The sequence below is a fragment of the Luteimonas sp. Soil_C_16 genome (assembly GCF_057657295.1).
Map to the genome: position 1 here is coordinate 56205 of NZ_JBDGIS010000004.1, position 19768 is coordinate 75972.

The 19768-nt window shown below is 68.6% G+C and carries 25 protein-coding genes; 10 read left to right on the forward strand and 15 right to left on the reverse strand.

The features are described 5' to 3' along the window. Positions 1-33: 33 nt before the first annotated feature. Positions 34-2202 carry a TonB-dependent siderophore receptor gene (locus AC3A5T_RS08875; protein ID WP_487628254.1) on the reverse strand — a complete coding sequence of 723 codons (2169 nt, stop codon included), beginning with the start codon at positions 2200-2202 and terminating at the stop codon, positions 34-36. A gap of 340 nt (positions 2203-2542) precedes the next feature. Here AC3A5T_RS08875 and AC3A5T_RS08880 point away from each other — a divergent pair, with 340 nt between their 5' ends. The 3 genes from AC3A5T_RS08880 (at position 2543) to AC3A5T_RS08890 (ending at position 4245) form a co-directional block, all read left to right on the forward strand. Further along, positions 2543-3121: a lipocalin family protein gene (locus AC3A5T_RS08880; RefSeq protein WP_487628255.1), complete on the forward strand. Its 579-nt coding sequence runs from the start codon at positions 2543-2545 to the stop codon at positions 3119-3121. A 96-nt stretch (positions 3122-3217) separates the two neighbouring features. Continuing rightward, positions 3218-3811: a hypothetical protein gene (locus AC3A5T_RS08885; RefSeq protein WP_332077127.1), complete on the forward strand. Its 594-nt coding sequence runs from the start codon at positions 3218-3220 to the stop codon at positions 3809-3811. Between the two features lie 158 nt (positions 3812-3969). Further along, the gene (locus tag AC3A5T_RS08890; RefSeq protein ID WP_487628256.1) at positions 3970-4245 is read left to right on the forward strand and encodes a hypothetical protein; all 276 of its coding nucleotides are present in this window, start codon (positions 3970-3972) and stop codon (positions 4243-4245) included. A 110-nt stretch (positions 4246-4355) separates the two neighbouring features. Here AC3A5T_RS08890 and AC3A5T_RS08895 read toward each other — a convergent pair whose 3' ends face one another. Further along, positions 4356-4697, reverse strand: a complete 342-nt coding sequence (locus AC3A5T_RS08895; RefSeq protein WP_332077129.1) for a nuclear transport factor 2 family protein — start codon at positions 4695-4697, stop codon at positions 4356-4358. A 224-nt stretch (positions 4698-4921) separates the two neighbouring features. Then, positions 4922-5644: an rRNA pseudouridine synthase gene (locus AC3A5T_RS08900; protein WP_487628257.1), complete on the reverse strand. Its 723-nt coding sequence runs from the start codon at positions 5642-5644 to the stop codon at positions 4922-4924. Between the two features lie 167 nt (positions 5645-5811). On the opposite strand from AC3A5T_RS08900, the gene AC3A5T_RS08905 reads away from it, so the two are divergent. Both AC3A5T_RS08905 and AC3A5T_RS08910 read left to right on the forward strand, forming a co-directional pair. Beyond that, positions 5812-6300, forward strand: a complete 489-nt coding sequence (locus AC3A5T_RS08905; protein ID WP_487628258.1) for a hypothetical protein — start codon at positions 5812-5814, stop codon at positions 6298-6300. A 139-nt stretch (positions 6301-6439) separates the two neighbouring features. After that, a complete protein-coding gene (locus AC3A5T_RS08910; protein ID WP_232135638.1) occupies positions 6440-6910 on the forward strand; it encodes a YehS family protein in 471 nt (156 codons plus the stop codon). 18 nt (positions 6911-6928) lie between these two features. On the opposite strand, the gene AC3A5T_RS08915 is transcribed toward AC3A5T_RS08910, so the two are convergent. The 7 genes from AC3A5T_RS08915 to AC3A5T_RS08945 all read right to left on the reverse strand — a co-directional run bounded on the left by AC3A5T_RS08915 (position 6929) and on the right by AC3A5T_RS08945 (position 12615). Further along, a complete protein-coding gene (locus tag AC3A5T_RS08915; RefSeq protein ID WP_487628259.1) occupies positions 6929-8146 on the reverse strand; it encodes a serine hydrolase domain-containing protein in 1218 nt (405 codons plus the stop codon). A gap of 96 nt (positions 8147-8242) precedes the next feature. Then, positions 8243-8836, reverse strand: a complete 594-nt coding sequence (gene trmY / locus AC3A5T_RS08920; RefSeq protein WP_487628260.1) for a tRNA (pseudouridine(54)-N(1))-methyltransferase TrmY — start codon at positions 8834-8836, stop codon at positions 8243-8245. A 152-nt stretch (positions 8837-8988) separates the two neighbouring features. Beyond that, positions 8989-9141 (reverse strand): hypothetical protein, encoded by a 153-nt coding sequence (locus tag AC3A5T_RS08925; protein WP_487628261.1) that lies wholly within the window; start codon positions 9139-9141, stop codon positions 8989-8991. A 133-nt stretch (positions 9142-9274) separates the two neighbouring features. Beyond that, a complete protein-coding gene (locus tag AC3A5T_RS08930; protein ID WP_487628262.1) occupies positions 9275-10102 on the reverse strand; it encodes a ParB N-terminal domain-containing protein in 828 nt (275 codons plus the stop codon). 171 nt (positions 10103-10273) lie between these two features. Then, complete coding sequence (locus tag AC3A5T_RS08935; protein WP_332077137.1) at positions 10274-10759, reverse strand: DUF4126 family protein; 486 nt, start codon at positions 10757-10759, stop codon at positions 10274-10276. A gap of 85 nt (positions 10760-10844) precedes the next feature. Continuing rightward, positions 10845-11801, reverse strand: a complete 957-nt coding sequence (locus tag AC3A5T_RS08940) for a DMT family transporter (protein WP_487628263.1) — start codon at positions 11799-11801, stop codon at positions 10845-10847. Between the two features lie 70 nt (positions 11802-11871). Beyond that, positions 11872-12615 carry a helix-turn-helix domain-containing protein gene (locus tag AC3A5T_RS08945; protein WP_487628264.1) on the reverse strand — a complete coding sequence of 248 codons (744 nt, stop codon included), beginning with the start codon at positions 12613-12615 and terminating at the stop codon, positions 11872-11874. A gap of 149 nt (positions 12616-12764) precedes the next feature. On the opposite strand from AC3A5T_RS08945, the gene AC3A5T_RS08950 reads away from it, so the two are divergent. Then, positions 12765-12986 carry a hypervirulence associated TUDOR domain-containing protein gene (locus AC3A5T_RS08950; protein WP_487628265.1) on the forward strand — a complete coding sequence of 74 codons (222 nt, stop codon included), beginning with the start codon at positions 12765-12767 and terminating at the stop codon, positions 12984-12986. Then, positions 12983-13312 (forward strand): DUF3140 domain-containing protein, encoded by a 330-nt coding sequence (locus AC3A5T_RS08955; RefSeq protein ID WP_487628266.1) that lies wholly within the window; start codon positions 12983-12985, stop codon positions 13310-13312. Before AC3A5T_RS08950 ends, AC3A5T_RS08955 begins: the two co-directional genes overlap by 4 nt. 38 nt (positions 13313-13350) lie before the next feature. Here AC3A5T_RS08955 and AC3A5T_RS08960 read toward each other — a convergent pair whose 3' ends face one another. The 3 genes from AC3A5T_RS08960 to AC3A5T_RS08970 form a co-directional block, all read right to left on the reverse strand. Next, positions 13351-13722, reverse strand: coding sequence for a hypothetical protein (locus tag AC3A5T_RS08960; RefSeq protein ID WP_487628267.1), 372 nt, complete (start codon positions 13720-13722; stop codon positions 13351-13353). Between the two features lie 81 nt (positions 13723-13803). Next, positions 13804-14766, reverse strand: coding sequence for a 23S rRNA (adenine(1618)-N(6))-methyltransferase RlmF (gene rlmF / locus AC3A5T_RS08965; RefSeq protein ID WP_487628268.1), 963 nt, complete (start codon positions 14764-14766; stop codon positions 13804-13806). Between the two features lie 95 nt (positions 14767-14861). Next, on the reverse strand, positions 14862-15350 hold the full coding sequence (locus tag AC3A5T_RS08970) for a YaiI/YqxD family protein (RefSeq protein WP_487628269.1): 489 nt from the start codon (positions 15348-15350) through the stop codon (positions 14862-14864). Between the two features lie 216 nt (positions 15351-15566). On the opposite strand from AC3A5T_RS08970, the gene AC3A5T_RS08975 reads away from it, so the two are divergent. From AC3A5T_RS08975 to AC3A5T_RS08985, 3 genes are all read left to right on the forward strand, one after another. Continuing rightward, on the forward strand, positions 15567-16040 hold the full coding sequence (locus AC3A5T_RS08975; RefSeq protein WP_487628270.1) for an FKBP-type peptidyl-prolyl cis-trans isomerase: 474 nt from the start codon (positions 15567-15569) through the stop codon (positions 16038-16040). 208 nt (positions 16041-16248) lie between these two features. Next, on the forward strand, positions 16249-17619 hold the full coding sequence (locus AC3A5T_RS08980; protein WP_487628271.1) for a putative bifunctional diguanylate cyclase/phosphodiesterase: 1371 nt from the start codon (positions 16249-16251) through the stop codon (positions 17617-17619). A gap of 54 nt (positions 17620-17673) precedes the next feature. Beyond that, positions 17674-18363 (forward strand): glutathione S-transferase family protein, encoded by a 690-nt coding sequence (locus tag AC3A5T_RS08985; protein ID WP_487628272.1) that lies wholly within the window; start codon positions 17674-17676, stop codon positions 18361-18363. 29 nt (positions 18364-18392) lie between these two features. Here AC3A5T_RS08985 and AC3A5T_RS08990 read toward each other — a convergent pair whose 3' ends face one another. Together AC3A5T_RS08990 and AC3A5T_RS08995 are read right to left on the reverse strand one after the other, a co-directional pair. After that, complete coding sequence (locus AC3A5T_RS08990; RefSeq protein ID WP_487628273.1) at positions 18393-19061, reverse strand: TenA family protein; 669 nt, start codon at positions 19059-19061, stop codon at positions 18393-18395. Continuing rightward, positions 19061-19711, reverse strand: a complete 651-nt coding sequence (locus AC3A5T_RS08995) for a TenA family protein (protein ID WP_487628274.1) — start codon at positions 19709-19711, stop codon at positions 19061-19063. Before AC3A5T_RS08995 ends, AC3A5T_RS08990 begins: the two co-directional genes overlap by 1 nt. Positions 19712-19768 lie beyond the last annotated feature (57 nt).

Consider the following 19768-nt stretch of genomic DNA (forward strand, 5'->3'; position numbering starts at 1 on the left):
GGGGAGCGGGGCGCGTGGATCAGCACATCCTGATCAGAAGCGGTAGTTCAGGCTCAGCGTGTAGTTGCGCGGTGCGCCGTAGTAGCCGCTGTAGCGCAGCGTGTTGATGTAGGTCTCGTCGACGACGTTGTTGACGTTGAGACGCAGCGTGGCGTTGGGCTGGAAATCCCAACCGACGAAGCCGTTGAACACCGCGTAGCTGTCCTGGCGCACGGTGAAGCCGTTGCTTTCGACGTTCGAGATCGCGCTCTGCCAGCGCCCGCCGATGCCGAACGACAGCGCGGTGTAGCTGGGCACGCGCGCGCTCAGCACGAGGTTGGCGGTGCGGCGCGGCACCCAGCGGTAGGTATCGTCGCCATCGGCGCCGGTGAGCTTGAGCGCGGTGTAACCGGCGACCAGATCCACGTGTTCGCTCAGGCGGCCGGTGGCTTCGAGCTCCACGCCCTTCGATTCGACGTCCACGCCTTCGTAATAGAACTGGCCCTGGTCGTTGTAGCCGGCGCCGGTGGCGAGGCCGCTCTGCTCGGCGCGGAATACCGCCAGCGTGGTCAGCAGGCGCTTGTCGAGCCAGTCGGCCTTGACGCCCACTTCGTAGTTCGCGCCCTTGGTCGGATCGAGATAGCCGCCGTCGGCATCCGACTGGCTCTGCGGCTGGTAGATGTCGGAGTAGCTGACGTAACCCAGCACGTTCGGGCTGAAATCGTAGGTCAGGCCGGCGTAGGGGCTGGTCTCGCTTTCGGTCTGGTCGAACGCGACGCCGTAGTTCGCGCCGTCGCGGTGGTACTCGGCGTAGTTGAACCCGACGACGGCCTTGAGGCGATCGGTGAACGACAGACGCGTGGCGCCGTAGGCGCGCTTGAGGCGTTCGTCGAGCGTGCTGTAGACCGAGCTCTCGCCCCACAGCGGTTCGGGCACCACGTTGCCCGCCCACGGGAAACCGGGCATTTCGATGTAGCCGCAGGGCGCGCCACTGCACAGTGCACCGGCGAACTGCGAGTTGATGTTCTCGCTCTGCGACCAGCCGACGCCGAGCATGACTTCCTGGTCGCGGCCCCACATCTGGAAATGGCCGTTGAGCGTGGCCGAGACCAGATCGGCTTTCAGCTCGTCCTCGCCGCCCCACGGATAGCCGTACAGGCCGAGGTTGGTGCCCGGTTCGAGACCGGTGCCGTTGAGGTCGGTCGCGTAGAACAGGCGGTCGTCGTTGCGCACGTCGCGGTGGTTGTAGGCGAGCTTGAGCTGCCAGTCGGCGCCGAGCTGGTGCACGTACTCGGCGAACGCGGTCTGGCTGGTGGTGTCCCAGTAGGTCCAGTCCTGCGTGGTCGACGCGCCGCGATCCCAGCGCGCCTGGGTGCCGTCGCTGTACATGAAACCGAGCGCGCCCCACATGTTGCCGTTGGTGCGCGCGTCCTGCCACGAGTAGCCGAGCGTCAGCGTGCCGTTCTCGCCGATCTGGCCGTCGACGACGCCGTAGACGAAGTCGCGACGGTCGTCCTTGCCGCGGAGCCAAGAATCGCCTTCCTCGTGCGCGGCGACGATGCGGCCGGCCCAGGTGCCGTCGTCGGTGAACGGCGTGGAGTAGTCCACCTCGCCGCGCGTCGTGCCCCAGGAGCCGTAGCTGATGCCCGCCGAGCCCTCAGCCTGGTTGGTCGGGCGCTTGCGCACGTAGTTGATCGTGCCCGCGGCATTGCCCACGCCGGTTAGCAGACCGTTGGCACCGCGGATCACTTCGAGCTTCTCGTAACCGAAGGTGTCCATCGCGCCGGTGACGATGCCCCAGCCGTTGGGCAGGCCGACGCCGTCGATCTGGGTGTTGGCGATGTCGAAGCCGCGCGCGGTGTAATTGCTGCGGTTGGTTTCCCACTCCTCCACCTGGATGCCGGTCGCCAGGCGCAGCGCCTCGTTGAGGCTGTCGGCGCCGAAGCGCTGCATCTGTTCGCTGCTGACGACGCTGATCGACTGCGGCGTGTCCTTGATGTCCAGATCGAGGTTGGTCGCACCGTTGCTGACGCGGCCCGCGCGCTGGGCGACGACCAGGATCGCGTCGAGATCGGTCGCGCTCGCACCGGATGCGGTCGCGGCGGCGCTTTGCGGTTCGGCGAATGCGGCGGCCGAACACAGCGCGAGCGCGATGCCGCAGGCGAGCGGGGAGGTCTTGCGGGCGGAGCGGAAACGCGACGCGACGGCATGCGAACGGAGCATGGAAATCTGGGCCTTCGAAAACGGACGGATGAAACGGACGTGGCGCGATTCCTTTCGGGGCGCGGCTCACGGTCCGGACGGGCAGTCCGGCGGAATCCAACCGGAGATCCCGGCGTCGGACCTCGGCGGCAGCGCGTCGGCGCGCCTAAGGTCCGGCACCGCGCCCATTCCGCGGGCGTCAATGAAACTGCGCGTGCATTAGATGCGAATGGATGTCATTTAGCAACTCGTTCCCAATCGCGCGCGCCCTGTTCAGGAAAGGGCGCGTTGGATCGCAGCGCCTCACGTCGCCCGCACGCCACGCAATCGGAGAATCGCGCTTTGCATCCGGAGTGGCTCCATGCGTCTGCCGATTGTTCCCCTGCTGATTGCCGCGGGCCTGTCCGCACCTGCCGCCGCCGACGCGGCGCGCCCGCCGCCCGAGCCGAACACACCCGTCGCCGCCGTCGATCTCGCGCGTTACGCCGGTACCTGGTACGAGCAGGCGCACTTGCCGATGTTCTTCCAGCGCAAATGCATCGCCGACACGACCGCCCGGTACACCGTCAACGCGGATGGCACGGTCGGCGTATTGAACCGCTGCCGCACGAAGGACGGCAGCTTCAACGAAGCACGCGGCGTCGCGCGCGTGGTCGACGGGAAGACCTCGACACTGGAAGTGCGGTTCGCGCCGCAGTGGCTGTCGTGGCTGCCGATGGTGTGGGGCGATTACTGGGTGATCGCCCTCGACGAAGCGGAGTACCGCTGGGCAATGGTCGGTTCGCCGGGCAAGGACTATCTGTGGATCCTGTCGCGCGAGCCGCAGCTCGATCCGGAGATCCGCAACCGGCTCATCGACCGAGCGCGCGCGATGGATTACCCGGTCGACAAGCTCGTCGACACACCGCAGCGAACGCAGGATGCGACGCCTTCCGGTTGAGCCGCATCGCCGCATCGGCGGTGCGCCGACATCGACCGGAATGTCGCGCATGATCTTCACGCGGCCCGCGGTCACGAACAGCGAGAGTCGCCGCCCATGACGCGCCTCATCGAACGCCTTTTCGCCGCCGGCTATCTCGCCGTGATCGCCTTGTTCCTGTTCGCCGGCGCCGCGCTGGTCGGGCTGGCAGCGATCGAGATGTGGCAGGCGCTGGTGCCGTCGCAGTCGATGGATCTGCGTGGACGATTCGACTCCGTGCTCGACGCGATCGGCATCGTGACCATCGCGCTGGTCGCGTTCGAACTGGCGCAGACGGTCTTCGAGGAAGAGGTGCGGCGGGAGGTCAAGATCAGCGGGCCGACGCGCGTGCGCCGGTTCCTGTCGCGCTTCATGGTGGTGCTGGTGGTGGCGCTGTCGATCGAAACCCTGGTCGCCGTGTTCCGCCTGCTGCACGAAGCGCCGGAACAATTGCCGTACGCCGCGGCGATCGGCGCGACCGCGGCCCTGCTGCTCGTCGGCTGGGGCGTGTTCCTGCGCCTCAACCGCAGCGTCGAGGAACTCGAACCCGAGGCCATGGCAGCGGCGAAGGACGAAGACGGCGACGTGGAAGCCGACGCGGACGAGACGCCCGCACCGAAGAAACCCGCGGCGCGCCGGCGGACACCGCCGAAGGCGCCTGCGGCGGGCTGAGGCGCGACGCGACGGCGACACCGGGACGTCACAAAGCGGTCCCGGTCACGGAACGAACATCGCGTCGCGTTTGAACGCGCGTGTCTTACCGATGATTAACACCACGGTCGCATCGGAATGGAAAGGTCCGGGTTCCTTCCCGACGCGTGGAGTTTCCGATGAAGAAGTGGGCCTTGTCCGGCGTATTGCTGCTGACCACGGTGGCTGCCAGCACGACCGCATCCGCAGCGCGCCATCACTTCGATGTGATCGGCGAGTCGTACGGCCGCAGCAGCGAAGAGGCGATCGACAACGCCTGGCGTGACGCCGACGAGCAGTGCTACCGCAGCTGGGGCCGTTCCGACCAGGACATCACGGTGCTCGAGGTCTGGGTCGATCCGGACACCGGCTATCCGCACGCACGCGTGTCGCTGGGCTGCACGGTCGACGACTGACGGCCTGTTCCCACGCATGCGAAAACGCCGCCGGTGATGGCGATCTCCATCTCCGGCGGCGTTCTGCATGTCGTCTGCATCCGCGAATGCGTCGCGGACATCCAGGACCTTCAGATCACGAACGCACGCAGCTCCGCCATCTTGCCGTCGTGGAACCGCCATGCATCCGAGTAGGCGTGACGCGTCTCGGTGCCGTCCGCCGTTCTGACGGTGATGCTGCCCAGCGCGATCACGAAGTCTTCTTCCGCGATGAGGTGATCGACGGTGAACACCGGCGGCTCGACGTAGGCGTCCGTCATCCACGCGCGCACCGCCTCCTTGCCGTCGAGCGTGGACTCTCCGACCGTCGTCCACTGGATGTCGTCGGTGCAATACGCCAGGAATCCGTCGATGTCGCCGCGCGCGATCGCCGCATTGGCCTGCCGCAGAGAACTCTTGTGCTGATGGGACATGGCGGCGCTTCGGTCGACGTGGGAGATCCGACGATACCGGCAGCCGGGGCTGCGCGGGTGAAGCGTCGCAGGCGGGACTGCGCCTGCATTCAGGCGCCTGTCGCGCGCGTGCCTGCGGTCGCAGACGGAACGGGATGGCGTGCCGCTCGGGCGCACGCGCCAGGCCGAATCGCGGGGGCGTCGCAGGCGCGGCTTGGCCGGACACGCGCGACGACGCGCTGCGATCAGAAGCGGTCTTCCACCGGCATGTAGCGCCATGCGCCGACCGGCATCTTCGCCAGCGACACGCGGCCGATCCGCAGGCGCCGGATCCACACCACGCCGAGCCCGACCTGCGCGCACATGTCGCGCAGCTGGCCCGGCCGCACGCCCTTGATCGCGAAGCGCAGGCGCACCTCGTTCTGCCAGCTGACCTTGCACGGCGGCAGCGTGTGGCCGTCGTACTGCAGGCCGTGCTTGAGCCGCTGCATGCCGTAGAACGGCATTTCGCCGGTGACTTCGACGACGAACTCCTGCTCGATGCCGTCGAGGTCTTCGGTCAGCCGCCGCCACACGCGGCCGTCCTGGCTCAGCACCATCAGCCCACTGGCGTCAGCTTCCAGCGGCGCGAGCGGCGTCAGTCGATGGAAGTGCCGCTGCAGCAGGCGTACCTCGGTGGGGTCTTCGCTCCAGCGCGTGCTCGCATCGACGTAGGCCAGTGCGGCGTCGGATGTGGCGAATGCATCGAGACCGGCCGGCTTGTGGAACAGGATCGTCGCCGGCTCGGCGACCGCGAGGCGCGCGGCGGCGTCGAGTTCCACGGCCTCGGTGGTCACCATGTGCTGCGGCATGTCCACGACGCGGCCATCGACCGACACCCAGCCGCCCTCGATGTACTGCTCGGCTTCACTGCGCGAGCAGCGGGCGAGTTCGGAGACGCGTTTGGCCAGTCGGACGGGGGCGGACATCGGGTAGCGCCGTGATCGGGGCGGGCAGTGTAGCGAGCGGGGCAGGTCGGCGCGTTCGGCGGACGCGGTACCGCTGGCGTGGCAATTGGATGGATGATGCAACGAAGGCGGACCGGCTGCGGCGCGGTCCGCGTCGTTCTGACCTTTTCGAACCGGAGTGCCTGGCGATGCGACGGACGATGGCGGGTGTAAGGATGGCGGCGGTGATCGCGCTGGCGATCCCGGCATGGGCGCAGGCAGACGACGGCGCGCGGCTGCTCGGCCTGTGGTCGGTCGACGTGACGCAATTGCCGATGCCGCCCGAGGCACGGCCGCAGCGGGTGACGGTGGCGCTCGACGAGGCCGCGGCGGGCGCGTTGACGATCCGGGTCGAGATCGTGCCGGCCGAAGGCGCAGCGCGCATCTCCACGGCGACCGTGCCGCTTGATGGCAGCACGGTGCCGATCGAGGGCGACACGCTGGAAGCCGATGCGATCGCGGTCAAGCGTCCCACCGGCGACGTGCTGACGATGGCGCTGGCGAAGCAGGGCGTGCCGGCCTCGACGCGGATCTATGCGGTCACGCCGGACGGCGACCAGATGATCGAAACCGCGGTGCATTTCGGCGCCGACGGCAAGGCGGTGATGCGCACGTTCCGGTTCGATCGCGTGCGTTGAAGCACTGGAGGACGGCGGTGGTCGGACGTGCGCCCACCGTCGTGTCCTGAAGCGCCGCGTGCAGGATCGCGTGTGCATCCGGGGCGCACCGGTCGGGAGCGGTAGAATTGCGCCTCTTCCGAACCGCCCTGTTGGATCGATGATCACCAACGACGTCCTGCGCAGCATCCGTTACATGCTCGACCTGAGCGACCAGAAGGTCGTCGATCTCGCCAAGCTGGTGGATCCCGACTTCGCCCTCGACAAGGACGACGTGCGTCCGCTGCTGTTGAAGGAAGACGAGCCCGGCTACGTGGCCTGCAGCGACAGCGTGCTCGCGCACGTGCTCGACGGCCTGATCGTGCACCGCCGCGGCCGCGACGAGCGCCAGGCCGCGCGCCCGGTCGAGTCGCGCATCAGCAACAACGTGGTACTGAAGAAGCTGCGCGTCGCGTTCGAGCTGACCGACGTCGACATGCACCAGATCTTCGCCGACGCGGGTTTTCCGATCTCGAAGCCCGAGATGTCGGCCCTGTTCCGCCAGGCCGGACACCGCAACTTCCGTCCCTGCGGCGATCAGCTGCTGCGCAATTTCCTCAAGGGTCTGACGATGCGGGTGCGCGGCGGCTGAGCGGCGGCCGCGCGACGCTCAATCGATCAGCTGCGTCTTGCAGTTCGTCGACGTGAAGTCGCGCATCAGTTCGGCGTGCGCGAACACGGCCTGCAGGATCTCGTTGTGGGCCTTGACCGTGCCCTCGCCCGAGGTTTTGGTGAACACGATCACGCCCAGACGGCGGTCAGGCGTGGCCAGCATCTCGGTCTTGACGCCCGGATCGCTGCCGCCGTGCCCCACGTAGCGCGTGTTGAACATGGTCTGCCAGAACAGCCCGGAATTCTTCTCCGCAACATTCATGTTGTCGGGCGCGGTGTCGGCGGTGAACTGCAGGCGCAGCATCTCGTCGACCGACGCGCGTTGCAGCACGCGCGCGCCGTTCCACTCACCGCCTGACAGCAATGCGGCGAATAATTTCCCAAGGTCGTTGACCGAGGTGCGCAGCCCGCCATCAGGCCAAGTGGTGAGCGCGTAGGGCTGGATCGGGATCGCGATGCCATCCTGCGACACGTAGAGCGTGGCGTCCTGCGCCGATGCGCCATCGGCAAGGTGCCAGCGGGTGTCGCGCATATCCAGCGGCTCGAAAAACTGCGCCCGGGTATAGGCATCGAGCGTCTGGCCGGTCGCGCGCTCGATCGCGTAGCCCGCCAGCCCCGCGCCGATGTTGGAGTAGTCGCGATGCGTGCCGGGCGCGACATCGAGGAAATTCTCCGGCGCATAGTCGGCGCCGCCGGGCACCAGATATCCGACGAGGAAATCGCCGAGCGACTGCGGCGCATCGCGACCGAAGTGGTAGGTCGCGGCGTAGACAGGCCAGCGGTCGGTCAGTCCGGAGGTATGCGTGGCGAGCTGGCGCAGCGTGATCGGCGCGCCGGGGCGATGCGGATTGTTTACGGCGAACGGCAACACCGTATCGATGTCGGCATCCAGCGACAGACGTCCCTGTTCGACCGCGCGCATCATCGCCGCGCCCGTGATCGTCTTGCTGATCGAACCGATGTTCATCACGGTGTCGAACCGGAATGGTCGACCGGATTCACGGTCTGCGTATCCGAAGCCGGTTCGCCAGACGAGCTGGCCATCGAGGATCACCGCGGCGCCTGCACCGACGATGCCGCCCTCGGCCATTGCGGCCGCGATGCGAGGCTGGGTGGGGTGGATGCCGCCGTCGAGGTAGCAGGGTGCGCCCGCGATGGCTGGCGCGATCGCGCACAGACAGGCGAGCAGTGCGAGAGCCGAGGCGTAACCTGGCATCGGGTATCTCCGTGGACGCGGTCATCATGCCTTGTCCCGCGTGGGAGAGCGGCCACGCCCCGAGGGCGCCGGCAGTGCCCGCTGCCTATAGGGGCGTCAGGCCTGATCCAGCTCGTAATGGATCAGCACCACGCATTGCGAGGCGAACAGCATCTTCGGGCCGAGCGCGATCTTCCGCGCGCCCATGCGCTCGAGGCCGGGAATCGTCTTCTTCGGCATCGGGATGTGGTCGGTCAGCAGGAAACACGGATTGTCCGTGAACACCTGCTCACGGATCGGCGTGCCCTTGCGATCCATCAGGAACAGCTGGTGGTCTTCGGACAACGTCTGCACCAGCCGCTCGAAGCTGGTCGTCCGGACCTCGACGCCCGGTTCCACCGGACGCGTCTCGTCCTTGCCCATGCCGCGCGAAGCATCCAGCGCCCTGGCGATCTTGCCCAGCAACGCGCGCTCGTCGAAGCCGCCGATGTCGTGCATCGCGTTGACGTCGAAGCGGATCGTGCGGGAGAAATCCCGGGTGCTTTCGAGCACCAGATAGACGGTGACGTCGGGCCGGTGCGACTGCGCGACGAACATGGCGTTCATCAGCGTGTGCGCGAGGATCTCGGTGTGCGCGTCCTGGCCGACGGCGGCCAGCAATGCCTGGCTGTCGGTGGGCGCGGCGCGTGCCCGGAGTACGAAAGTTCGCATGCGTGTCGAAACGGTCCGTCGGCCGGTGCGGTCCCGGCGATTCGCCGCGCATTGTCGGTGGAAACCCGAATGCGGGCGAGTGCGGCGGCGCTCGGGCGAGATCGCGTCGTCCGCAGGCCGTACCGGGCGGCGCGTGCCGCCCGGCGCTGCGATCAGGCCGGCTCGGAACCGGACTCGGGTTCCGGCTCTGCGGTGCCCTTGGCGGCCTCGCGTTCGGCGCGCTTCTTCGCGTCCTTCTCGTCCTGCTTCTTCTTCTTGGCGAGTTCGCGCTGACGCTTTTCGAACGAATAGTTGGGCTTGGCCACGGAAACTCCCTTGGATTGAGCGGGCTAGTGTCTCATCCGGGAGGCGGTCGCATCCAGTTTCGCCATTCAGGATCGGAATCGGGCCCGCCGCGCGTTGAACTGCGGATCATCACTGCGCGACCGTGCGGCGCGGTCAGCCGCGCAGTCGCACGATCTGGTTCTGCAGCGTTTCGATCTGGCCGCGGAGATCCTCGTTCTCGCGCTCCAGCTCGGCGACGCGTCGCTGCAGCGCTTTCGCATCCGGCGCGGGCGCGGCGCCTTCGTCCGCCGCGTCATCGGCGGTGCCGGACTTCGGGCGCTTCTTCGCATCGCGGGCGCGCTTGGCGGCCTGCTTGAGTTCGGCCTTGCCGGCCTGGGCGGCGCTGCGCTGCTCGTCTTCGGGCAGGCTGGCAACGGCCGCGGCTGCGCTCATCGAGATCGCGCCGGACTTGAGCGCTTCGACCAGCTCGGGCGTGGCCTGGGCGTGGATGCGCTCGATCATCGCCACCTGGTTGCTGCTGAGCTTGGCTTCGCGCGCGAGTTCGGCGCGGCTGACCTGCGCGGGCGCGTCGTCCCACGGCGGGCGGTCCCCGGTGTCCTCGACCGGCGCGTCTTTGGCGGGTGCGGTTTCGAGCGCAGCGATGCGCTGCGCCTGCTGCCGCGCGGCGACGATGTCGCGCTTGCGCAAGGCCAGCACGCCGCGCTGGTAGTCGGACACGCTGCGGCGGCCGAGATGCTGTTCGATCATCCACAGATGCACGTCCTCCATCGACTGGAAGCGCGTGTTCTGGATCGTGTTGAACGGGATGTCGTGCTTCTGGCAGATGCCGTAGCGGTTGTGGCCGTCGACGAGCACATCTCCCCACAGCACCAGCGCATCGCGGCAGCCTTCGGCGAGCAGGCTGCGCTCGAGCGCCTCGTATTCGTCGGTGGTCAACGGATCGATGTAGGCCTTGAGTTCTTCGAGAACGACGATGTGCATGCGGGACGACCACGACCGGGGGGCGCGCATTGTAGGGGCGCCCGTTCGCGGATGTTGAGACTTGCGCGGCGCCGGTTCCCGTGCGTGCGTACCGCCCCTGGCGCTGCCCACGGCGATGCATCACGGCGCGCGCGGTGCGCTGGAGGCGCGTCGCCACGCGCTTCGCATCGATCAGCGGCGCAGCAGACCCCGGCGCTTCTTCGGCGCCGCGCTGCGGGCGATCAGCGTGGCGCTGCCGACGGTGATCGCATCCTCTACCGCGCCCGTCGTCTTCTGTCCGAACCTGCGCATCGCGCGGATGCGCAGATCGAACGTGATGTAGGCCATGCCGACCGCGGCGCCGGCGCCGAGCACGGCCGCCAGCGGGCGCTGCTCACGCGGGGCCAGCGCCATGCCGGCGATCGCGCCGGTGACGATGCGTGCCAGCATGCCGGCCGGCACGATGCGGTCCGGCGCGTGTTCCATCTTGTCGCCGGCGAGTTCGCCGGCGGCGAGCAGCTTGGCGCCGGTCGAGGCCAGCCGGTTCGACAACAGACGCGGCGCACCGTTGCCGCGGGGCAGGGTGCCGTTGCAGGCGGCGTTGGCGACCGTGGCCAGCGGCGTCATCGCACGCATGCCGGCTACGGCGCCCATCAGGATCGAGTGGATCAGTGCCATCGGGAGTGTCCATCCGCTGTCCGCGGATGCGGACCGAACCGGATCAATGCCAGCGCGGCAGTGAATCCGGTGTCGTCGCGTGCACTCAGATGCTGCCGGTGGCGATCGGCGCCGCGCGGTTGCGGTGCGCGGCGAGGCAACTGGCGACGCTGGCGACGACCAGCGCGAATGCGATCGTTTCCAGCAGCGTCGGCAGGCGCCCCTCCCACAGGAAGGCGTAGACCAGCGCGAACAAGGTTTCGAACAGGATCATCTGGCCCACCAGGGTCAGCGGCAGCAACCGGCTCATGCGGTTCCACAGCGCATTGCCGAGCATCGACGCGAACAGTGCGACGCCGGCCGACACGCCGAGAAACAGCAGCCATGCGGACGGTGCGTGCGCGTCGCGATGCAGCAGCAGCGCGAGCGGCACCAGCAGCAGCGTCAGCGCGCAGGTGACGATGCCGGTGAGCAGGTTCCATTCGTGCACCGATACCTGTGGCAGCCGCGCGAGCCAGCGGCTGTTGCTCACCGCGAAGCAGGTCCACGAAGCGAGCGCGCCGATGCCGCACAGCAGGCCGAGCAGTTGCCGGCCGACATCGCCGTCGGCAGGCATCGACAGCGCCTGCCAGCCGATGCACACCGCGCCCGCCGCGCACAGCAGAAGCGAGGGTGCGAGCCGGCGCAGGGGCACCGCGCCCCGGTCGCGGCTGCCTATGATCGTCACCGCCACCGGCAGGAAACCGATCACCAGCGACGTCATCGCGATGCCGCCCAGCTGTACCGCGCTCGCCAGCAGCACGTAGTAGACGACATTGCCGCTCAATGCGAGCCAGACAAGCGCCCAGCCGTCGCGGCGCGTCAGCCGCGTGCGCAGGCCGCGCCAGATCGGCGCGAGCAGCAGCGCCGAGAACAGGCCGTAGAACACGTACCGCCCGATCGCCAGCTGCAGCGGTGCGAAGTCGCGTGCCAGTTCCGGCGCGAGAAACACCAGCCCCCACAGCGCGCCCGCGCCGATGCCGCAGGCGATGCCAACGAGGGTGTTGCTGTGTGTGCCCGACATGCCGGTCTCCGCGATGCCGGTGCAGCGTACGGCGCGCGCCGGGCGCCGTCTTGACCGGGGCTCTCGTGTTTCAGGCCCGGGCTCTCGCCTGGCGCCGCCACTGCGCCGGAGTCGTGCCGGTGGCGCGGCGCATCGCCCGGGTCAGCGCGCTCTGGTCGGCGTAACCGCACAGGCCGGCGAGTTCGGCGATCGGCAATGCGGTCTGCGCGAGCAGGTGACGCGCACGCGCCAGACGCACGCCGGCCAGCCAGGCCCGCGGCGTCTGTCCGAGTTCCCGCTGGAACACCGCGTGCAGCCGGCCCGCGCTGACGCCGATCCGCCCGGCCATCGACGCCACCGTCCAGGCGCGACCGGGGTCCGCCTCGACGATGGCCTGCAGCCGCGCGAGCCGCGGGACCGGCCGCGCATCGTCGCCGAGCAGCGCATCGACCAGCAGCGGCATCCACAACCGCATCCGGTGTTCGGGCACCGCGCCGCGCGCCGCCTGCAGGCCCATGTAACCGACCAGATTGATCGCATCGGGCGACAGGGCGATGTAGGGCCGCCGCGCCAGTCGCGCCATCGCGTCGTCGTCGAGCGCACCGGTGTGCAGGTCGAGAATGATCGAGCGGTTGGCGACGCGGCTGACCTGGTCATGGCGCGCGCCGCTTTCGACGAAGGCAGCCGCGTGGCGGTCGAGTCGTGCCTCGCGGCCTGCGATGTCCATCGCCAGTTCGCCCGTCAGCGGCAGTACCAGCTGGGCGAAGTCGTGGCGGTCGACGGTGCTGTCGGCACCGTAGGAGCGGATGGCGATGGGGCAGGGCGACAGGCACATGGGCGTGGGCGCCGGGGCAGGACCGGCGCACATGCTAGCAGCGGGGTCACGGTGCGCACGGCAGCCGTTCGCTGAATCCCCGACCTTCACTCCCGCCGCGCACAGGGGCGTGGACGCTGTGCGCCCCAGCATCCGGAGAGGCGCCGACGATGACCGGCACACTGAAGAAGGGCACCGCGGTCGAATGGCAGACACCGCAGGGCAAGACGCGCGGCAAGGTGGAGAAGACGCTGACCTCGGATACGACGATCAAGGGACACAAGGTCTCGGCCTCGAAGGCGGACCCGCAGTATCTGGTCGTCAGCGACAAGACCGGCGCGAAGGCCGCGCACAAGCCGGCCGCCCTGAAGCGTGCAGGCAAACGCGCATGAAGGACGCGGACCGCGAGACGCTGGACGCCTTCCGTGACGCGGTGAACATGGCGCCGGCCCGGCTCGAAGCCTGGCTCGACACCGATGCGTCACGCGCGGTCGGCGACAAGGGCGAGGATGGCGGTGAATCGGTGGGGCACGCGTCCGGTCGGCACATCGTCCGGCTGCTGCGCAAACGCCAGGACGACTACACCGCCGACGATTTCGCGCACATGCGCAAGGTCGTCGGTTACGTGCATCGGCATCTGGCGCAGCGGCCGAAAGGTGACATCAGCGACACGCCGTGGCGGCATTCGCTGATGAACTGGGGTCACGATCCGGCGTGAGTGGGAAACGCGTTGCCCATCTCGATCGATGGACAGCGTCAGTGCGAGAACGGCGCCTGCGAGCCGTCTCCGGCGCCGTCCCAGCGGCCAGAACGCTCGGCCTGTGGGCAGATGCGCAGGTAGGTGAAGTAGGCGGCGATCTCGTCCATCGTCCAGCCGCGTTGGTAGTAGCACCAGGTGATCGGAACGGGGCAGTAACCCGGCGAGGGTCTAGGCAGCGACCGCGTGTAGTCGGCGACGGGATACCAGGCGCGCGGACTGTGCCGCATGCCGTGCCGACAGAACACGAAGGGATCGCCCGCCCGCCACATCAGCCCCTGCTCGCCGGTCTGGTCCTGCGCGCGGCCGTGGCCGGGCACCAGTGCAGCGGCTGCCAGCAGAACCGTGTACCAGCGCGGGCGGATGGCCATGGGTCGGGTCTTCCGGAAACGGGAGGACCAGCCTAGGCAGCGCCTGCCGTGGGCCGCGCCGGGACTCGCCCGGCACGCATGTCAGGGCTTGCCGTGGCCTGGCGTCGGATGTGCCGGGGCACGCCACCATTCACGGCGGGCGTCGGTTCCCTGGAACGTCCACGCCAGGAACCGGCTCTGCTTGTTGCCCTGCGCCATCGCCACCTCGCGCACGTCCACTGCGCCGGCCTTGCGCAGCTCGGCGCGCAGGCCCGGCAGATGCGCCGACTTCGAAACCAGGCTGCTGAACCACAGCACGTGCGAACCGAAATCCACGCTCTCGCGGATCATCTTGCGCACGAATCGCGCTTCGCCGCCCTGGCACCAGAGTTCGCCGTCACGGCCACCGAAGTTCAGCGGCAGCTTGCGCGACGCCCGCGGCGGACCGTCGGAACGCACCGCCAGGTTGCGGCGCTTGTCGCGGCCGCTGCGGTTGGCCTCGGCCGCCGACGCGTGGAACGGCGGGTTGCACAGCGTGGCGGCGTATCGATCCCCCGGACGCAACACCCCGTGGAACAGATGGCCGCGCAGCGTCTGTGCACGGACTTCGATCGCACCGCCGAGCTGGTTGCCGCGCACGATGGAATCGGCGATGCGCACCGCGGTTTCGTCGATGTCCGAACCGATGAAATGCCAGCCGTATTCGGTGTGTCCGAGCAGCGGATAGATCACGTTCGCGCCTGTGCCGAGATCGAACAGACGCACGTCGTCGCCGCGTGGAATGTCGCCGTCGCGATCGCCAGCGAGCAGGTCGGCGAGCCCATGGATGTAGTCCGCGCGACCCGGCACCGGCGGGCACAGGTACGCTTCCGGAATGTCCCAGTGCGCGATGCCGTAATCGGCCTTCAGCAACGCCTGGTTGAGGAAGCGCACCGCGCGCGGATTGGAGAAGTCCACACTGGTGTCGCCGGCAGACGTGCGCACGAGAAAGGGTTGCAGCGCAGGCGTGACCCGCGACAGCCGCTTGAGGTCGTATCGACCCTGGTGGCGGTTGCGCGGATGCATCCGTTGCGGTTCGGTGGGGGATCGGGGACGTGACATGCCGCTATTGTGGACCGCACGGACGCTGCGCAGTGAAGCGACGCGCGCGTCGATGTGCATCAGCGCCGCGCGTTGCGCCCGGCGATCCACTGGTCCAGCCGGCTGGCGAACGTCTGCCGGTCACGTACGTGCAGCGCAGCGGGGCCACCGGTCTGCACGCCGGCGCCACGCAGTTCATCCATGAAATTCCGCATCGACAGGCGCTCGGCGATGGTGTCGGGCGTGAAGCGTTGCCCGCGCGGATCGATCGCATCGGCGCCACGTGCGAGCACGCGCGCGGCCAGCGGGATGTCCTGGGTGACCACGAGATCGCCCGGGCGCGCACGATCGGCGATCGCGTCGTCGGCGACGTCGTAACCGCCGGAGACCTGCAACGCGCGGAGGTAGCGCGATCCTGGCGTGCGCAGCCACTGGTTGGCCACGAAAGTGACGTGGACCTGCGCGCGCTGCGCGGCGCGGAACAGGATCTCGCGGATCACCACAGGGCATGCGTCGGCATCCACCCAGATCTGCGGCGGCGCATCGGTGTCGGCGTCGTCTGCGTGCATCGTCGTCCGTTCGAAATGTGGTGGAAACGCGGCGATTCCGGTCGTGTGCCGCGCGCCTGTGAAGTGTACGGACGTCGAACGCGACGGGCGCCCGGTTTGCGCGCAACGGGTCCGGCCGGGATCGTGACCGGCGTTCCATCGCTGCTGCACCGTGCGTTCTACCGGTGCCTTCTGCAGCATTTCCCTTCGTTCCATTCCCATCCAAGGAGTTCGTCCATGGAGATCGCCGCTGCGCGCGTCGCCACGTTCCACTACACCCTCACCGACGACGACGGCACCGTCATCGACAAGTCGGCCGAAGCCAATCCACTGCCGTATTTCCATGGTGGCGGCAACATCGTGCCGGGCCTGGAGCAGGCGCTGGAAGGCCGCAAGGCCGGCGATACGCTCAAGGTCGACGTGAAGCCCGAAGAAGGCTACGGCCTGCGCAACGACAGCCTGGTCCAGGCCGTGCCGCGCCAGGCGTTCCAGGGCATCGACACGATCGAGCCGGGCATGCAGTTCCAGGCCCAGGGCGGCGCCGGTCCGATGCTGGTGACCGTGGTCGAGGTCGGCGACACCGAGGTCAAGATCGACGGCAACCATCCGCTGGCCGGCAAGACCCTGCACTTCGCGATCGAGATCGTCGCCGTGCGCGACGCGACCGATGCGGAGAAGGAAGTCGGCCAGGTCCTCCAGCAGGCTGCCTGATCGCCTGCGCCGTCCCGGTGCAGTGCGCCGGGACGGCGCGAACGGACACACCCGGCGCAGTTCGCGTGCGCCCGGTCCGCGGATGTGGCACGCCGCGCCTGAACGTGCCGCGATCTACGGCTGCGGATTTTTCTGAAACTGCTGCGCCCGCGTGCGTCGTCCACCCACCCGGCTACCATCGACCTGAACGGGGGAAGGGATGGCCGAGATGGAATCCGCCAGTGCATCCGGGGGAAGCGGAGCAGGCGACGGACTCGAAGCGCGGCGCAACCAGCGTGCGCTGCGTCTGCTGTTCGCGACCGGCGCGATCATGCTGGCGCTCGGTCTCGGCTGGAGCCTGTTCTTCTTCAGCCAGGGCGCCGGGCTGGTCGCATCGACCGAAGCCGTGCTGGCGCTGCTGGGCATCGCGGTGATTCTCGCCGCGCGCCTGCGCCACGTGCGGCTCGCGTCGTGGATGGCCTTCCTCGGCTTGTTCGCATTCGTGTGCCTGTTCTCGGCGCGACTCGATGTCCACACCGGCGACATTCCGCGCACGACGCATCTGTTCCTGCTGGTGCTCGCCGGCGCCGCCCATCACGTGTTCCGCAGCGAGCGCCCGTGGCTGCGCTACGGCTGCGTCTGCCTGTTTCTCGGCGCGTTCGTGGTCTTCGCGGCGATGCCCGAGGGCGTGCCGGCGCGCTACGCGATTCCCGACGAGCTGCGCCGCGCCGGCATCTGGATCAACCTGCTGACCGTGGTCGCCTGCCTGCTGGTGGTCATGCATCTGCAGGAGAGCGACAGCGCCGCGCACCGCGCGCTGCACCGGTCGCTGCGCGATGCACTGGCCGCACGCCGGTTCGTGCTGTTCTACCAGCCGCAGATCGATGCCGGCGGCCGCATCGTGGGCGCCGAAGCACTGCTGCGCTGGGACGATCCCAGACGCGGGCTGGTGCCGCCGGCCGAGTTCGTGCAGGCGGCCGAGGACACCGGTTTCATCCTGCCGCTCGGGCAATGGGTGCTGGCCGAAGCCTGCCGGCAACTGCAGGTCTGGGAGGCCGATCCGGCGCTGCGCGACGTGCGGCTGTCGGTCAACGTCAGCGGCCTGCAACTGCGGCAACCGGATTTCGCCGCGCAGGTGCTCGACACCCTCGCGCGTACGGGCGTGGCATCCGACCGGCTCGCGCTGGAGCTGACCGAAAGCGTGCTGGTGCACGATGTGGCCGAAGCGGCCGCCTCGATGCGCGCGCTGGGCGCGGCCGGTGTGCGCCTGTCGCTGGATGATTTCGGCACCGGTTACGCCTCGCTGTCGTCGCTGCGCCGGCTGCCGTTCTCGGAACTCAAGATCGATCGCGCCTTCGTCGCCGAGGTCGTCCGCGACGCGCACGCGGCCAGCATCACCCGCAACCTGCTGCAGCTCGGCATCGATCTGGGGCTGGACGTGATCGCCGAAGGCATCGAAGACCCGGCGCAGTTCGCCTTCCTGCAGGGGCAGGGCTGCCGGCTGTTCCAGGGCTATCTGTTCGGGCGCCCGATGCCGGTCGCCGCATTCGAAACGCTGGTGCGCGAGGCCATGCCGGCGCCCGCTGCGGCATTCACCTGATCCTACGCACGACCGTCGCAGCCTGCGCGCATCCGACGCACGGGGGGGGCGGGCATGATCCGGATCACCGCGATGAAATGGGCGCCGCCGTTCGCGGCGGGACAGGTACGCGACCATCGCGTGCGCTGGGTGCTGCGCGAGGTGGGCTGGCCCTACGAAGTGCGCCTGCTCGATGCGCCGGGCATGAAATCCGCGGAGTACCGGCGCGCGCAGCCCTTCGGTCAGGTGCCGGTGCTCGAAGAAGACGGCCGGCCGCCGTTGTTCGAATCCGGCGCGGTCGTGCTGGATGTGGCGACGCGTGCGGGACAGCTGTTGCCGGCCGATCCCGGCGAGCGTGCGCTCGTGACCTGCTGGGTCATCGCGGCGTTGAACTCGATCGAGCCCTCTCTGATGAACGTCGCCGAGGTCGCGTATTTCACGAAGGACCCGGCGCAGAAAGCAGCACGTCGCCCGGTCGTCGAGGCCGCCGCGCGCACGCGCCTGCGCGAACTGCAGGACGCGCTGGGCACGCGGACGTGGATCGTCGGCGACGACTTCTCGGTCGCCGATCTGATGCTGTCGTCGGTGCTGAAGATCGCGCATCGGCTGGAACTGCTCGATGGCCTCGAGGCGCTGCAGGCCTACACCGCGCGCTGCTGGGAGCGGCCGGCGCATCTCGAGGCGATCGCCCAGCAGTGCGCGACGATCGATGCGCACCAGCTGCAGGACATGCATTACGAGGCGCTGAAACAGAAGCAGGCCTGATCTGAAGATCGGGCCGGTTCTCGCCGCAGTCAGTGCCCGGCCGCGTCCAGTCCCATCTGCCAGAAATCGGCTTCCAGCCGCGATGCCTTGCCGAACAGCGCGGCGAGTTCGTCGAAGCGGCCCGGACCGAGATAGCGCGCGCCGAGATCGTCGAGATGGCGCGAGGCATTCGCCGCGACCTGCTGGTAGGCGTCGCCGGCGTACTCGCCGATCCATTCGCGATACGGATGTCCGGCGAGCGCATCGACACCGGCCGGTGCCAGCGCGCGGCCGATCTCGGCATAGCCGAGCACGCACGGCGCGAGTGCGACATGCAGATCGAGCAAATCGCCGGACATGCCGCAATCGAGCACGAAGCGCGTGTAGGCGACCGTGGCCTGATGCTCCGGCGCGGCCTCGATATCGGCCGGCGACAGGCCCCAGCGTTTGCACAGCCGCACGTGCAGATCGAGCTCGACGTCGACGATCGCCGACAGCCCGTCCTTCGCGGCGCGCAGATCGGCGAGGGTGCGGCTCTTGTAGGCGGCCAGCGCATTGGCGCGCGCGAACTGGATCAGGAACAGGTAGTCCTGCACCAGATACGTGCGGAATGCGGCTTCGGGCAACGTGCCGTCGCCCATGCCGCGCACGAAGGCGTGATCGACATAGCGTGCCCACTCGCCGGGCGCAGCGGCCTTGAGCCGTTCGAACAGCGCCATCAGGCGATGCCATCCGCATAGGCGGCATCGAAGAACGCGAGTTCCAGATTCACCGCGCGCCGGAAGAAGTCCTGCGCCAGCGCCGCATCGTCGGGGCCGACGCGGTCGAGCTCGGCCCGCAGGAACGCGACGAACTCCACGAACATCGGATTGTCGTGCAGCGTGACCCACTCGGCGTGGACGAAGTGCGTCGGCAGCGGGCGCGGCACGCGCTGCGCCCAGTCGAGATACAGGCCTTCGGCGACGTTGAGTACGGCGAGCGTCGCGGCGTAGGAGCGCGTCGCCGCGGCCTCGCGCATGAGCGCCTTGAAGCCCGCGGTCGGCGCGGTATCGGGTGCGCGGGTCCGCGTCTCGGTATCGACGCCCAGTGCTTCGAAGGCGCGCAGGAAGTAGGTGTTCTCCTCGCCGCAGACCATGCCGGTGAAACGACCGAGCACGAGCCGCGATTCGAAGCGGTCGCTGCTGGCGATCGCTGCGCCCAGCAGCACCAGGAAGCTGTCGAGGAAGCGATGGTCCTGGATCAGATAGGCCGCCATCACGTCGTCGGCGATCCGGCCTTCGCCGAGCTCGGACACGAAGCGGTGTTCGACGGCGCGGGTCCACGTGGCTTCACAGGACTGGCGCAGGGATTCGCTGAAACGCAGGGTCATGACAACTCCAGGACAGGGCGCGCAGGCGCGGAAGGCGGCGCGCGTTGCGGCGTGCCC